Raw genomic sequence first — 13,865 nt, forward strand, 5'->3', positions numbered from 1 at the left:
CCGGCTCCTGAGGATCGAACGACTCAGACGGCGTCGGGCGACGCCGGGGTATTCGGCTGACGCTTCGCGGCCGCAGCGGCGTTGTCGGACATCGCCTGCTGGAGGTTCTCCCCCAGCGCGCCACCGGCGACCCCACCCAAGAGGGCGGACAGGTCGAGCCCGGTGATGTCCTTGACGACCTTCGGCACCTCGCTGACGACCTGGCCGACCGTCTTCGTGACGGCTGACGCACCCTCGGTCGAGATGACCGTGAGGTTCGAGATGTTGCCGAGCGGCTCGGACACGGCTCGCGTGATCTCAGGCAGACGAGCGATGATCTCGGATGCGAGTCCGGCCTCACCGTACTTCTTCAACGCCTCCGCCTTCGCGTCGATCGCCTCAGCCTCGGCCAGACCCTCCGCGGCAACCGCCGACGCCTTCGCGTCACCCTGGGCGCGGATACCCTCGGCCAGCGCGATCTGCTTGTCGCGCTCAGCGGTACCGGCGAGGCGCACGGACTCCGCAGCGGCCTGGGCGTCCTGCACGGCCGCGACCTTGTTCGCCTCGGCGATGGTCTTGCGCTTGAACGCGTCGGCCTCCGTCGCGGCATTGGCTGCGTCTCGGGCCGCCTGCGCGCGCTGGACCGTCGCGTAGGCGTCGGCCTCGGCCGGCTTGCGCACCTCGATGTCGAGGCGTTCCTGCTCCACCTTCGCCTTCTCGGCGAGCGCCTCACGCTCCTGCTCCGCGACCAGACGGTCCTGCTGCGCCGTGGCCAGCTGACCGGAGGCCTCGGCCTCGGCGTTCGCGCGGTCGGTCTCCGCCTTGATCGTCGCCTGCTTGAGGCTCAGCGCCTTCTGACGCTCCGCGACCTGCTCCGCCGCTTCGATCCGCGCGAACTCGGACGCACGAGCGGTCTCGGCTTCCTTGATCTCGGCGTTCTGCCGAGCGAGCGCGTTCTCCGCTCGACCGAGGTCGGCGAGGTAGTTGGTGCCCGGCGTCGAGATGTCGGAGATGTTCAGCAGGTCGACCTGGAGGCCCTGCTCGGCGAGATCCGTCTTGGTCGCCTCGACCACCGCTTCGGACAGGGCGTTGCGGTTGGAGATGATCTCCTTGATCGGCATGTTGCCGATGATGGAACGCAGCGACCCCTCGAGGGACTGCTGGATGATCTGCGTCAGCGACCCCTGCTGGGAGAGGAAGCGCTGCGCGGCACGGCGCACACCCTCCGGCGTGCCGGAGACCTTGAAGTTCACGCTCGCCTGGATGGCGACCTTGATGAAGTTGGTGTCGACACCCTCCACGACGATGCCGATCTGACGCTGCTCGAGCGAGATCGGGAAGCCCTGCTGCAGGATCGGCCAGATGAACACCCGCCCACCGATGACGACGCGCTGACCGCCATCGGGCTCACCCGTCTTGGCGCCGGCCCCCCGACCGACGATGACGAGCGCCTGGTTCGGCGGCACGCGCTTGATGCGTCCGGCGACGAACGCGACGATCGCGAGCGCCACCACGACGAGTGCGATCACGGCGATCACCGTGATGTTGGTGGTGATGAAGTCCATAGGGCAGGTGCCTTCCCCTCGAGGGCGTGCTGGTGGATGGATGGAATCAGGGCTGCGTGTCGGCAGCGGCTCCGCTCGACACGGGTTCGACCTTCACGCGGGAACCCTGGAGCTCGACCACGCGGATCCGGCTGCCCGTTTCGATCCGCGTGTCGGAGAACGCGAGGCGCGTCTCGATCTCGTGCGGGCCGTCGAGGCTGACCTCGCCGAAGGACGCCGAGATGGTCGACCGGGCGACCCCGTAGAGACCGAGCGGTGAACTCGGCGTGCCGTCCTCCGAACGCTTGAAACTCCGGATCATCAGCTGGACGCCGACGAGCACGAGGACACCGATGACGGCCGAGATGACGTAGGCGGACCAGACGGGCAACCCGTTCGCCAGCACGATCGCGCCGACGGCGCCGAAGACGGTGAACGCGCTCCCCAACGCGGTGGCCGAGACCGCCCCGTCCAGGAAGTCGAAGATCTCACCGAAGACCAGGGAGATGAGGACGATCACGAGACCGACGGCGCCGACGATGATGAACAGGGTCATGCCACCAACCCTACTGAACGCCCAGGCGACGTGCAGGAAAGCGGTCTCCCGTTACGACGGCGACGGGTTGCGGGCCCCTGTGGAGCGACTGCAGCGGCCCTCAGCCCACTGCGTCGAGCAGCTCCGTCAGCCAGCCGGCACCGCGCGTCGTCGCGCCCAGACGCTCGACGCGTTCGCGCAACCCGCGGTCCGAGGTGACCACCACGACCGCCCCGTCGAGTTCACGGACGACGTCCACGATCGCGTCGTCGCCACTCCCCGCAGCGTCGACGATCGAGACGCCGGCCCGCAGTTCGTGCCCGGGCTCTCGTACGCTGTCATCGGTGTGGACGCCGCGGGCCTGTCCTTCCACGACGGCGACGTAGGCCGGCCACCAGCGGTCGAAGTCGAGGTCGAGCGCCTGGGCGTCGAGACCCTCGTGCGCGAGGCGGCCGAGGCGCGCGACGAACCGCTGTGCGGCACCCGCACGGTCCTTCCACCACCCGTCGGGTCGCGAGCCGACGACGTTCGCGACGTCGACGACGACCGTGACGCGGCGCTCGAGCTGCGACCGCAGGCCGGGCCACGAATCGGCGAAGCCAGGGTGCAGAGGCAATGTCTCGACCTCGGCGAGCGGCACCCAGGCGAGAGCGATACTCTCCGGGTCGGACACCACGGGTTCGAACGGCTCGACCGCCTCGACGATCACCGTCGTGTACGACCAGAACCCGAGATCGAGCACGGAGTCGAACCGCAGCTCGATCGACTCGGCGGGGACACCCGCCTCCTCGTGCGACTCGCGGACCGCACCGTCGACAGCGCTTTCGAACTGGTGACGCGCGCCTCCCGGGATGCCCCAGGTGCCGCCGAAGTGGCTCCAACCGGCCCGGTGCTGCAACAGCACGCCGCGCGCCCGATCGTGCACGAGGAGTCCTGCTGCACCGAACCTCCCCCAGAACTTGCGGCCGTCCCCGGATTCGACCCAGGCATCCCCGGCGTCCCGGAGGGGGCCGCCGGGAGGATGCGCATCAGTCATTGGACCAGCCTGGCACGAAACGCTGGGCGGCACCCCCTTGCCCACCGTCATCTCCACACCACGTGCAGAATATGTTATATATTGAACTCCAGTATTGCATCGGCAGCGCTCGCGCCCGCCGCACCGAACCCACGCGAAGGACCCTCATGGATGCACGTCAACGCCGGACGCGGGCACGGCTCGCGCGCACGATCCTGCAACTCGCCGCCGAACGCCCCACCTCCGAGATCTCCGTCTCGGAGATCGCCGCACGCGCCGGCATCAACCGATCGACCTTCTACCAGCACGCGGCGGCGCCGTGCGAACTGCTCGAATCGGTCCTCGCCGAGGAGCTCACGGAACTGAGCATGACCCACCTGGCGACCGTCTCCGCGGACGACGCCCCGGCGGCGATCACCAGCGCCACAGTCGCCGCGCTCCGCCACATCGACGAGCGCGCCGACATCTACCGCGTCGGTCTCGGCGACGACCTCATCGGTGCGAGTCTGCAGCCGATGCTCAACCGCGTCTTCACCTCGACGGTGCTCGAGATCTTCGAGCGCGGGGCGATCACCATCCCCCACGCCGAATGTCTGAGCGAGGAGCAGCGCGAGCTGTTCACGCGATCGGCAGCGCACTTCGTCGCCGCGGGCTCCGTCGCGGCGTTCCGCGTCTGGCTCGACACCCCTGCACCACGCGACATCGCGTCGTTCCTCGAGGTCATCGGCGAGCTGCTCCCGAGCTGGTGGCCGTTCCAGGCCCAACACGAGCCCGCCTTGGCGCCAGCGGACGAGCCCGCCCTCGCTCGCCCCTGATCACGCCTCGACCAGGACGACGAAGGCCCGGGACCACTTCATGGAGTGGTCCCGGGCCTTCGTCGCCACCGTCAGGCAGACGGACGCCGCGGTTCAGCGCTGGCGCTTCTCGCGGACGCGCATGTTGACGTTGATCGGCGTGCCCTCGAAGCCCCAGATCTCGCGCAGGCGACGGACCACGTAGCGACGGTAACCGGGATCGAGGAAGCCGGTCGTGAAGAGCACGAAGGTCGGCGGACGGCTCGCGGCCTGCGTGCCGAACAGGATGCGGGGCTGCTTGCCACCGCGCAACGGGTGCGGGTGCGCCGCCGTGAGCTCGGCGAGGAAGGCGTTGAACTTGCCGGTGGGGATACGCATGTCCCACGACTCGAGGGCGACCTCGAGGGCTGGGACGAGACGCTCCAAGTGGCGGCCCGTGCGCGCGGAGATGTTGACGCGCGGCGCCCAGGACACGTGCGAGAGGTCCTGTTCGATCTCGCGCTCCAGGTACTTCCGGCGTTCGTCGTCGAGCTGGTCCCACTTGTTGAAGGCGAGCACGAGGGCGCGACCGCTCTCGAGGACGAGGTCGATGATGCGCACGTCCTGCTCGCTGATCACCTCGGTGACGTCGATGAGGACGACGGCCACCTCGGCCTTCTCGAGCGCCGTGCTCGTGCGGAGCGACGCGTAGAAGTCGGCACCCTGCGACAGGTGCACGCGACGACGGATGCCTGCGGTGTCGACGAAGCGCCAGATCTTGCCGCCGAGCTCGATCTGCTCGTCGACCGGGTCGCGGGTGGTCCCGGCGAGGTCGTTGACGACGACGCGCTCCTCGCCTGCGGTCTTGTTGAGCAGGCTGGACTTGCCGACGTTCGGGCGTCCGAGGATCGCGACACGGCGGGGGCCGCCGAACTCGTCCTTCGCGACGGCCGAGACCTGCGGGAGGACCTTGAGGATCTTGTCGAGGAGGTCGGCGACACCACGACCGTGGATCGCGGAGACCGGGTGGGGCTCGCCGAGGCCGAGGTTCCAGAGCGCTGCGGCCTCCGGCTCCTGACGGGCGTCGTCGACCTTGTTGGCGACGAGGAAGACGGGGCGTCCGGTCTTGCGGAGGAGCTTGACGACCTGCTCGTCGGTCGCCGTGGCACCGACCATGGCGTCGACCACGAAGATCACGACGTCGGAGAGGTCGATGGCGATCTCGGCCTGGGCCGCGACAGATGCGTCGATGCCCTTGGCGTCGGGCTCCCACCCACCGGTGTCGACGACCGTGAAGCGACGGTCGTTCCACTCGGCCTTGTAGTTCACGCGGTCGCGGGTGACACCGGGGGTGTCCTCCACGACGGCCTCACGACGGCCGAGGATGCGGTTCACCAGCGCGGACTTGCCCACGTTCGGTCGTCCGACGATCGCCACGACGGGCAGCGCCGGCAGGAAGCGGATCTCGTCCGGGTCCTCCGTCGCGCCGTCGAGGATGTCGAGGTCGTCGCCCTCGAGGTCGTAGTCGGCCAGGCCGGAGCGGAGGGACGCGGCCCGCTGGGTCGCGAGCTCCTCGTCCATGTCCTGGAGGCGGTCCGCGAGGTCGTCGGGGCCTCCGTCGAACTGCTCGTCATCGTGAGCCATGGGAGTTCCTTGCTGTGAGGGATTCGGTGACGCGGACGACCGCGTCGACCGTCTCGTCGAAGTCGATGTGCGTGGAGTCGACCGTGGTCACTCCGTCCGCCGCGTTCATGAAGTCGACGACCCTGGAGTCCGCCCGATCACGCCGCTGCAGTTGTTCCGCGACGTCGCCGGCAGGGTGGCTCTCGAATTCCGCTGAACGCCTGGCCATTCTAGCCGCTTCGGATGCCGTGAGCAGGATCCGAGCCTGAGCATCCGGTGCGACCACCGTGGTGATGTCGCGTCCCTCGACGACGATGCCCGGGCGGTCGACGTCGGCGATGAGCGATCGGAAGGTCTCGTTGATCCATGCACGCACCTCCGGGACACGGGCGACGGCGGACACGACGGCCGTCACGCGAGGGCCGCGGATCTCGTCCGTGACGTCGCGATCACCGAGCGTGAACGCGGTCACGTCCGGGTCGAGTGAGACGGTGAAGGCGCCACCGAACGCGTCGAGCGAGCCGATCACCGCCGCCGAGTCCTCCGGGTCGACGTCTGCATCGAGCGTGTGGAGCGCGAGCGCGCGGTACCAGGCGCCCGTGTCGAGGTAGCGGTAGCCGAGCCGACGGGCGACGGCCTTGCTCACGCTGGACTTGCCGCTGCCGGCCGGTCCGTCGATCGCGACCACGACGGGTGCGTCCGGCGTCGTCGACGCGTCGGTGCTGGTGGGGTGCTGTTCGGTCATGTCTCTTCCTATACTTCCGCGATGCGCCAGCCGCGCGACTCGAGGTCGTCGACGGTGCGCTGCTTCACCTCGGGGAGGACCTGGACCTCCGCGAGACCGATGTTCGCGCCGGGCGAGTGCTCCAGACGCAGGTCCTCGATGTTGACGCCGATCTCGCCGAGCTCGGTGAACAGGGCGCCCAGCTGGCCGGGGCGGTCGTCGAGCAGGACGACGATGCTCGCGAACCGGCGGTTCTGGCCGTGCTTGCCGGGGAGCCGTGCGACGCCGGTGTTGCCGGCGGCGATCGTGTCCGCGATCGTGCGGCGAGCGCCCGGCACCTCCGGGTCCCGGAGTGCCGAGATGACGGACGCGAGGTCGGTGGACAGCTGCTCGAGCACCGGGAGGACCTCGGCGTGGTTGGCGCTGAGGATCTGGACCCAGAGCTCCGGCGCGCTCGAGGCGATGCGGACGGTGTCGCGCAGCCCCTGTCCGGCGAGCTGGATGGCGCCCTCCTCGGCGTCCTGCAGCTGGGCGGCCAGGAGGCTCGCGACGAGCTGCGGCGTGTGCGAGACGAGCGCGACGAAGCGGTCGTGTTCGTCCGGCGTCATCTCCATCGGGATGGTGCCGAGGTCGAGCGCGAGGCCCTCCACCTGCGACAGCGCCCAGGCGGGTGTCTCGGCGTCGCGGCAGATCACCCACGGGCGACCGAGGAAGAGGTCGGCTCGCGCCGAGATCGCTCCCCCGCGCTCACGGCCGGCGAGCGGGTGCGAACCGATGTACCGGGTGAGGTCGACACCGCGCTCGAGCAGTGCGCGGTACGGTTCGAGCTTGACGCTCGCGACGTCGGTCACGACGGCGCTTGGAAACGCGGCGAGTTCGGCCTCGATGACGCGAGCGGTGACGTCCGGCGGGACGCAGATGACGACGACGGACGGGTCGTCGGAGGGTTCCGCCGCACGACCCGCGCCGTAGTCGATGGCGAGGCGCAACTGGCTGGGCGACGCGTCGTCGAGGATGATGTCGACGCCCTTGGCGCGCAGTGCGAGTCCGATGCTCGCGCCGAGGAGGCCGGCTCCGACGATGCGGACCGAGCCCTGCACGCGCGCGGGAGCTGCGCTCAGGTCGCTCATGCCGTCGGCTCCGGCGCCTCCGCTGCCGTGCCGTCGGCCGCGCGGGCTTCAGGACCGTGTGCGCGGGCGATGGTCAGGATGGCGCCGAGTTCGTCCTTGCTGAGCTCGCGCAACTGGCCGGATCCGAGCGTCCCGAGGTGCAGCGGACCGAACTGACGGCGCACGAGGTCGACGACCGGGTGGCCGACGGCGTCGAGCATGCGACGGACGATGCGGTTCCGCCCGGAGTGCAGCGTGAGCTCCACGAGACTGGAGCCGTCCTCGGTGCCGAGCAGGCGGGCCTTGTCGGCGGAGATCGGTCCGTCCTCGAGTTCGATGCCCGCGGTCAGCTTCGCGAGGACCTGCGGGGTCACCTTGCCCGTGACCTTCGCGATGTACGTCTTCTGCACACCGAAGGAGGGGTGGGCGAGCACGTGCGCGAGGTCGCCGTCATTGGTGAGGATGAGCAGACCGCTCGTCTCGGCGTCGAGGCGGCCCACGTTGAACAGTCGTTCCTCGTACTGCTCGGTGAAGCGGCGCAGGTCGGGGCGACCGCGGTCGTCCTTCAGCGAGCTGTAGATGCCCACCGGCTTGTTGAGCATGAGGTAGCGCTTCGAGGCGTCGAGCTGGATGGCGCTGCCGTCGACGGACACGAGGTCGTGCTCCGGGTCGATCCGCGAGCCGAGCTCGGTGACGACGACGCCGTTCACCTCCACGCGGCCGTCCTCGATGAGCTGCTCCGACACGCGCCTCGAGGCGACGCCGGCGTTCGCCAGCACCTTCTGCAAGCGGATGCCCTCTGATTCAGTGCTGGTCACTGTCGAATCCTTCCCGGCCATCGTCGAGCAACGGCGAGATCCGCGGCAGCTCCTCGATGGCGTTGATACCAAGTTGGGTGAGCAGGAGATCGGTGGTGCCGTAGTTGATGGCACCCGTCTCACTGTCGGTGAACATCTCCGTGATGAGTCCACGCCCGAGGAGGGTGCGGACGACGGAGTCGACGTTGACGGCGCGGATCGAGGCGATCGCGCCGCGGCTGATCGGCTGCTTGTAGGCGATCACGGCCAGGGTCTCGAGCGCCGCCTGCGAGAGCTTCGTCGGGTTCTGCGTCACGACGTAGTCGGTGACGAGCGCGTCGTAGTCGGCTCGGACGTAGATCCGCCAGCCGCCGCCGACCTCGCGGAGTTCGAATCCGCGTCGGACGCCACCGCGTTCGCCGTCGTAGTCGGCGACGAGGTCGGCGATGGCCCGTCGGACGGCTCCGACCGGCACGTGCACGGCAGCGGCGAGGTTCACGAGGCTCTGCGGTTCGTCGGCGACCATGAGGATCGCCTCGAGCGCCCGTGGGACGTCCGGTGCGGGCACCGGCGCGGGCTCGGGCGGCAGGCTCTCGGCGGCGTCCGTCGGCCGCTCGATCGACTCGGGTGACGCGTCAGGCATCGTAATCGGCTCCCAGGTTGGCGAGGCTGTCGTCGTTCCAGGTCTCGGCGGTCCAGCGGAGGGTGAGCTCGCCGAGCGGTTCGATCTGCTCGAAGGACAGCGCGGCGTGCCGGTACAGTTCGAGCACGGCGATGAAGCGCGCGATGACCACGCCCTTCAGCTCCGCACCGGCCACGAGCTCGCGGAAGGTGTGGGACCCGCCGCGGCGCAGGATGGCGACGACGTGCGCCGCCTGCTCCCGGATGCTCACGAGCGGTGCGTGCAGGTGGTCGAGACCGACGGTCGGCACCTCGCGTGGCGTGAACGCGAGCGTCGCGAGTGCGCCGAAGTCCTGCGCGGTCAGCGTCCAGACGAGTTCCGGGGTCTGCTGGCGGTACTGCTCCTCCAGCCGGACCGCCCGGAAGTGGCGCGCCGCCTCCAGGTCGAGGCGCTCCGCGAACCACGCGGACGCCTGCTTGAACGCGCGGTACTGCAACAGGCGGGCGAACAGCAGGTCCCGCGCCTCCAGCAGGGCGACGTCCTCCGCGTCGACGAGTTCGCCCTGCGGCAGCAGCCCCGCGATCTTGAGGTCGAGCAGGGTGGCCGCCACGACGAGGAACTCGCTCGCCTGGTCGAGTTCGTCATCGGCCTCGAGCGTCCGCAGGTAGGCGATGAACTCATCGGTCACGCGGCTGAGCGAGACCTCCGTGATGTCGAGTTCGTGCTTGCCGATGAGGGTCAGCAGGAGGTCGAAGGGTCCTTCGAAGCCCTCGAACGACACCCGGAACGACGGTGCCGGTGCGGGGTCGACGGTCGTCGCCTCATCGGAGCGCGAGCCGGTGTCGCCGGCCGGAGGGAGGACGGCAACGGGCGTCCGCGCGGGATCAGGCGATCGCGCCACGGGAGATGAGCTCTCTCGCGAGCTGACGGTAGGCCTTCGCGGCGGCGTGCTCCGGTGCGAACTCGGTGATCGGGGTTCCGGCGACGCTCGCGTCGGGGAACTTCACGGTCCGTCCGATGACCGTCTCGAGGACCTTCTCGCCGAACGCGTCGACGACGCGCTCGAGGACCTCGCGCGAGTGCAGCGTCCGGGAGTCGTACATGGTGGCGAGGATCCCGTCGAGCTCGATCGCCGGGTTGAGGCGGTCGCGCACCTTGTCGATGGTCTCGATGAGCAGCGCGACACCGCGAAGCGCGAAGAATTCGCACTCGAGCGGGATGAGCACCCCGTGGCTGGCGGTGAGGGCGTTGACCGTGAGGAGGCCGAGCGAGGGCTGGCAGTCGATCAGGATGACGTCGTAGTCGTCGGACACCTTGCGGAGCACCCGGGCCAGGATCGTCTCTCGCGCGACCTCGTTGACGAGGTGGACCTCGGCGGCCGAGAGGTCGATGTTGGCCGGAAGCACGTCGAGACCCTCGATGGCGGTGTGCTGGATGACCTCGGCCGGGTCCTTCACGGTGCCGAGCAGCAGGTCGTACACGGTGTTGGAGTCGTGGGTGGAGATGCCGAGACCGGCGGACAGCGCACCCTGCGGATCGAAGTCGACGACGAGCACCCGGCGGCCGTATTCGGCCAGCGCGGCGGACAGACTGATGGTGGTCGTCGTCTTGCCGACCCCGCCCTTCTGGTTGCAGAGCGAGATGATGCGTGCCGGTCCGTGCTGCGCCAGCGTGGGCGGCACCGCGAACTCACGACGCGGGCGGCCGGTCGGGCCGTTCGGGTTCAGTTCGGCGGCGGTCTTGCGCGCAGAATCCTGCACTGCGCTCGTGTGCTTCGTACCGGCCACCGGTGTTGCCTCGCTCCCGCTTGCTGTCGTTCGAGTGACGAGTCTACCGGGCCACGGGTCAGGCCTGCGGTGCCGCTCCGCCCGCGGTCCATCTCGCCCGGGGATGGGACTGCGTGTACACATCACGGAGGTTGTCGACCGTCACCAGCGTGTACAGCTGCGTCGTCGCCACCGAGGAGTGACCGAGGAGTTCCTGCACGACCCGGACGTCGGCTCCGCCCTGCAGCAGGTGCGTCGCGAAGGAGTGTCGGAGGGTGTGCGGCGACACGTGCGACTCGAGTCCGGCGCGCTCGGCGGCACGCTGGAGGACGAGCCATGCGCTCTGCCGGGACAGTCGCGCACCGCGCTGCCCCAGGAACAGCGCCGGCGTGGAACGACCGAGGCCGGAGAAGACCGGCCGGACGCGCACGAGGTAGCGGTCGACGGCGTCGCGGGCGAAGCTGCCGAGCGGCACGATCCGCTGCTTGCCGCCCTTGCCGAGGAGTCGGACGATGTCGGTGTCGATGACGTCGTCGACGTTCAGGCCGACGGCTTCCGAGACCCGGGCTCCGGTCGCGTAGAGCAGTTCGAGGAGCGCCTTGTCGCGGACGGCCAACAGGTCGTCGCCGTCGGTCGTCTCGAGCAGCGCGCGGACCTGGTCGATCGTGATCGCCTTCGGGAGCCGCCCCGGGAGCTTCGGCGGCCGCACCTCACGTGCGACGTCGACCTCGACGAGCTGTTCGTCGAGCAGGAACCGGTGGAGACCTCGGATCGACGACAGCACCCTGGCGAGCGAGGACGCACGCACCGGCTGCCCCTCGGGTGTCCGGAGCGATGCCGTGTACTCCGACACGTGCGCAGCGGTGACGGCCGGAGCCTCGACGACGCCGTGCGCCCCGAGCCAGGCGAGGTAGCCCTCGAGATCACGCCGATAGGCGGCTTGCGTATTGGCCGACAGGCCGCGCTCGATCGCGATGTGCCGCAGGTAGTCGGCGACCGCGCGATCGAGCGCCACGCCTCAGGCTCCGCCCGGCCCGATCGTGGAGTCGCCGCTGTCGCGCAGCGTCGACCACCCGCGATCCCGAGCCGCGGCGGCTGTGAGGACGCCGAGCATCAGGATCGAGTTGTGGAGCCGGCCGTCGAGTACCGCGGCCACGGCGTCGTCGAGCGGCACCCACTCCACGAGGATGTCCGCCTCCTCCTCAGCACGGGCGAAGGCCTCGGCGGTCGCGGTGAGGTCACGCGCGAGATAGATGCGGATCGACTCGTTGCTGCCACCGGGCGTCGTGTAGAACTCCGTCAGCAGCTGAAGCGAACCGGCGACCAGATCGGCCTCCTCCTCCAGCTCGCGACCCGCGGCCACGGCCGGCTCCTCCCCCGCGATGTCGAGCAGGCCGGCAGGCAGCTCCCAGTCGCGCTCCCCGATCGGGTGGCGGTACTGCTGGATGAGCAGGACGCGCTCGTCGGCGTCGAGCGCCAACACCGCCACCGCCCCGGTGTGGTCGACGAACTCGCGCACGACCTCCCCGTCACCGTAGCGGAACGTCTCCCGACGGATGCCCCACACCTTGCCCGCGAACGCGCGCTCCGAGGACACCACCTCGACGGGGTGCGACTCGTCGCGCAACGACGCGGCGCCGCCGGTCGACTCAACCATTGGCGACGTCGAACAGCCGGCTCGCCTGCTGACGCTCGAGCGAAGCACCGACGAGGCCGGCGAACAGCGGGTGCGCGTGGTTCGGGCGCGACCGCAGCTCGGGGTGCGCCTGCGTGGCGACGTAGAACGGGTGCACCTCGCGCGGCAGCTCGACGTACTCGACGAGCGTGCCGTCGGGCGACAGGCCGGAGAACTGGAGGCCGGCGTCCGCGATCTGCTGGCGGTAGCCGTTGTTCACCTCGTAGCGGTGACGGTGACGCTCGGACACCTCGTCCGCACCGTACAGCTCGGCGACGATCGAGCCCTCGTCGAGCTTCGCCGCATACAGACCGAGGCGCATCGTGCCGCCGAGGTCGCCGCCGGCGATGATCTCGACCTGCTCGGCCATCGTCGCGATGACGGGGAACTGCGTGTCGGGGTCGAACTCGGACGAGCTGGCGCCCTCGAGCCCGACGACGTTCCGGGCGTACTCGATGACCATGCACTGCAGGCCGAGGCAGAGGCCGAGCACCGGGATGCCGTTCTCGCGGGCGAACTTCAGGGCGCCGAGCTTGCCCTCGATGCCGCGGATGCCGAAGCCACCGGGGACGCAGATGCCGTCGACGTCGGCGAGCGCCTTGATCGCTCCCTCGACGGTCTCGCAGTCGTCGGACGGGATCCAACGGATGCTGACCTTCGTGTCGTGGGCGAAGCCGCCGGCCTTGAGCGCCTCGGTCACCGACAGGTAGGCGTCGGGCAGGTCGATGTACTTGCCGACGAGGCCGATGGTGACGGCGTGCTTCGGGTGGTGGACGGCCTCGAGGAGGTCGGCCCAGCCGCTCCAGTCGACCTCGTTGGTGACGAGACCCAGGCGGTCGGCGATGTAGGCATCGAGGCCCTGGTCGTTCAGCATGGTGGGGATGTCGTAGATGCTCGGGACGTCGACCGCGTTCACGACCGCGTCCTCGTCGACGTCGCACATGAGCGCGATCTTGCGCTTGTTGCTCTCGGTCACCGGGCGGTCGCTGCGGAGCACGAGTGCGTCGGGCTGGATGCCGATGGACCGGAGGGCCGCGACGGAGTGCTGCGTCGGCTTCGTCTTCTGCTCACCGGAGGCGCCCATGTACGGCACGAGCGAGACGTGGACGAAGAACACGTTGTTCCGGCCGAGCTCGTGGCGGATCTGCCGTGCCGACTCGATGAACGGCTGCGACTCGATGTCGCCGACCGTGCCACCGATCTCGGTGATGATCACGTCGGGCTGGGGGGTCTCGGACGCTTGGAGGCGCATGCGGCGCTTGATCTCGTCCGTGATGTGCGGGATCACCTGCACGGTGTCGCCGAGGTACTCGCCGCGACGCTCCTTGGCGATCACGGTCGAGTAGATCTGACCCGTCGTCACGTTCGCGGCCTGGCTCAGCTCGATGTCGAGGAACCGCTCGTAGTGGCCGATGTCGAGGTCGGTCTCGGCGCCGTCGTCGGTCACGAAGACCTCGCCGTGCTGGAACGGGTTCATCGTGCCCGGGTCGACGTTGAGGTAGGGGTCGAGCTTCTGCATGACCACCCGGAGCCCGCGCGCCGTCAGCAGGTTGCCGAGGCTGGCTGCGGTGAGCCCCTTGCCCAACGAAGAAACGACACCACCAGTCACGAAGATGTGCTTGGTCGTGCCGTTGGAGCCCGAGACGATGCCGTCGATCGGAGAGTTCAGGTTGCCCGCTTCAGAAGTATTCACCACGGGCTTT

At 69.3% G+C, this 13,865-nt stretch carries 14 protein-coding genes; 1 reads left to right on the forward strand and 13 read right to left on the reverse strand.

Annotated elements, in window-relative coordinates; genetic code table 11:
- Positions 1 to 23: 23 nt before the first annotated feature.
- The 3 genes from BWO91_RS11385 to BWO91_RS11395 form a co-directional block, all read right to left on the reverse strand.
- Positions 24 to 1,544: a flotillin family protein gene (locus BWO91_RS11385; RefSeq protein WP_079002641.1), complete on the reverse strand. Its 1,521-nt coding sequence runs from the start codon at positions 1,542 to 1,544 to the stop codon at positions 24 to 26.
- A gap of 46 nt (positions 1,545 to 1,590) precedes the next feature.
- A complete protein-coding gene (locus BWO91_RS11390) occupies positions 1,591 to 2,079 on the reverse strand; it encodes an NfeD family protein (protein ID WP_079002642.1) in 489 nt (162 codons plus the stop codon).
- A 100-nt stretch (positions 2,080 to 2,179) separates the two neighbouring features.
- On the reverse strand, positions 2,180 to 3,094 hold the full coding sequence (locus BWO91_RS11395; RefSeq protein WP_079002643.1) for an NUDIX domain-containing protein: 915 nt from the start codon (positions 3,092 to 3,094) through the stop codon (positions 2,180 to 2,182).
- 146 nt (positions 3,095 to 3,240) lie between these two features.
- Between BWO91_RS11395 and BWO91_RS11400 the strand changes: the two genes are divergently transcribed.
- Positions 3,241 to 3,888: a TetR/AcrR family transcriptional regulator gene (locus BWO91_RS11400; protein WP_167620468.1), complete on the forward strand. Its 648-nt coding sequence runs from the start codon at positions 3,241 to 3,243 to the stop codon at positions 3,886 to 3,888.
- A gap of 93 nt (positions 3,889 to 3,981) precedes the next feature.
- Here BWO91_RS11400 and der read toward each other — a convergent pair whose 3' ends face one another.
- From der to BWO91_RS11445, 10 genes are all read right to left on the reverse strand, one after another.
- Positions 3,982 to 5,490 (reverse strand): ribosome biogenesis GTPase Der, encoded by a 1,509-nt coding sequence (gene der, locus BWO91_RS11405; protein ID WP_079002645.1) that lies wholly within the window; start codon positions 5,488 to 5,490, stop codon positions 3,982 to 3,984.
- Positions 5,477 to 6,214, reverse strand: a complete 738-nt coding sequence (cmk, locus tag BWO91_RS11410) for a (d)CMP kinase (protein ID WP_064295487.1) — start codon at positions 6,212 to 6,214, stop codon at positions 5,477 to 5,479. The genes der and cmk overlap by 14 nt, the downstream gene beginning before the upstream one ends.
- Positions 6,215 to 6,222: 8 nt before the next feature.
- Positions 6,223 to 7,323: a prephenate dehydrogenase gene (locus tag BWO91_RS11415; RefSeq protein WP_079002646.1), complete on the reverse strand. Its 1,101-nt coding sequence runs from the start codon at positions 7,321 to 7,323 to the stop codon at positions 6,223 to 6,225.
- Positions 7,320 to 8,141: a pseudouridine synthase gene (locus tag BWO91_RS11420; protein ID WP_079002647.1), complete on the reverse strand. Its 822-nt coding sequence runs from the start codon at positions 8,139 to 8,141 to the stop codon at positions 7,320 to 7,322. The genes BWO91_RS11415 and BWO91_RS11420 overlap by 4 nt, the downstream gene beginning before the upstream one ends.
- On the reverse strand, positions 8,107 to 8,742 hold the full coding sequence (gene scpB / locus BWO91_RS11425; protein WP_079002648.1) for an SMC-Scp complex subunit ScpB: 636 nt from the start codon (positions 8,740 to 8,742) through the stop codon (positions 8,107 to 8,109). Before scpB ends, BWO91_RS11420 begins: the two co-directional genes overlap by 35 nt.
- Positions 8,735 to 9,502 carry a segregation and condensation protein A gene (locus BWO91_RS11430; RefSeq protein ID WP_064295504.1) on the reverse strand — a complete coding sequence of 256 codons (768 nt, stop codon included), beginning with the start codon at positions 9,500 to 9,502 and terminating at the stop codon, positions 8,735 to 8,737. Before BWO91_RS11430 ends, scpB begins: the two co-directional genes overlap by 8 nt.
- 103 nt (positions 9,503 to 9,605) lie before the next feature.
- A complete protein-coding gene (locus tag BWO91_RS11435; RefSeq protein ID WP_071260744.1) occupies positions 9,606 to 10,481 on the reverse strand; it encodes a ParA family protein in 876 nt (291 codons plus the stop codon).
- Positions 10,482 to 10,566: 85 nt separating this feature from the next.
- Positions 10,567 to 11,502, reverse strand: a complete 936-nt coding sequence (xerD, locus tag BWO91_RS19665) for a site-specific tyrosine recombinase XerD (protein ID WP_064295491.1) — start codon at positions 11,500 to 11,502, stop codon at positions 10,567 to 10,569.
- Between the two features lie 3 nt (positions 11,503 to 11,505).
- Positions 11,506 to 12,144: an NUDIX domain-containing protein gene (locus BWO91_RS19670; protein WP_153303441.1), complete on the reverse strand. Its 639-nt coding sequence runs from the start codon at positions 12,142 to 12,144 to the stop codon at positions 11,506 to 11,508.
- Positions 12,137 to 13,831: a CTP synthase gene (locus tag BWO91_RS11445; protein ID WP_194718987.1), complete on the reverse strand. Its 1,695-nt coding sequence runs from the start codon at positions 13,829 to 13,831 to the stop codon at positions 12,137 to 12,139. Before BWO91_RS11445 ends, BWO91_RS19670 begins: the two co-directional genes overlap by 8 nt.
- Positions 13,832 to 13,865: the final 34 nt, after the last annotated feature.

Source organism: Plantibacter flavus, from assembly GCF_002024505.1.
Lineage (GTDB): Bacteria > Actinomycetota > Actinomycetes > Actinomycetales > Microbacteriaceae > Plantibacter > Plantibacter flavus_A.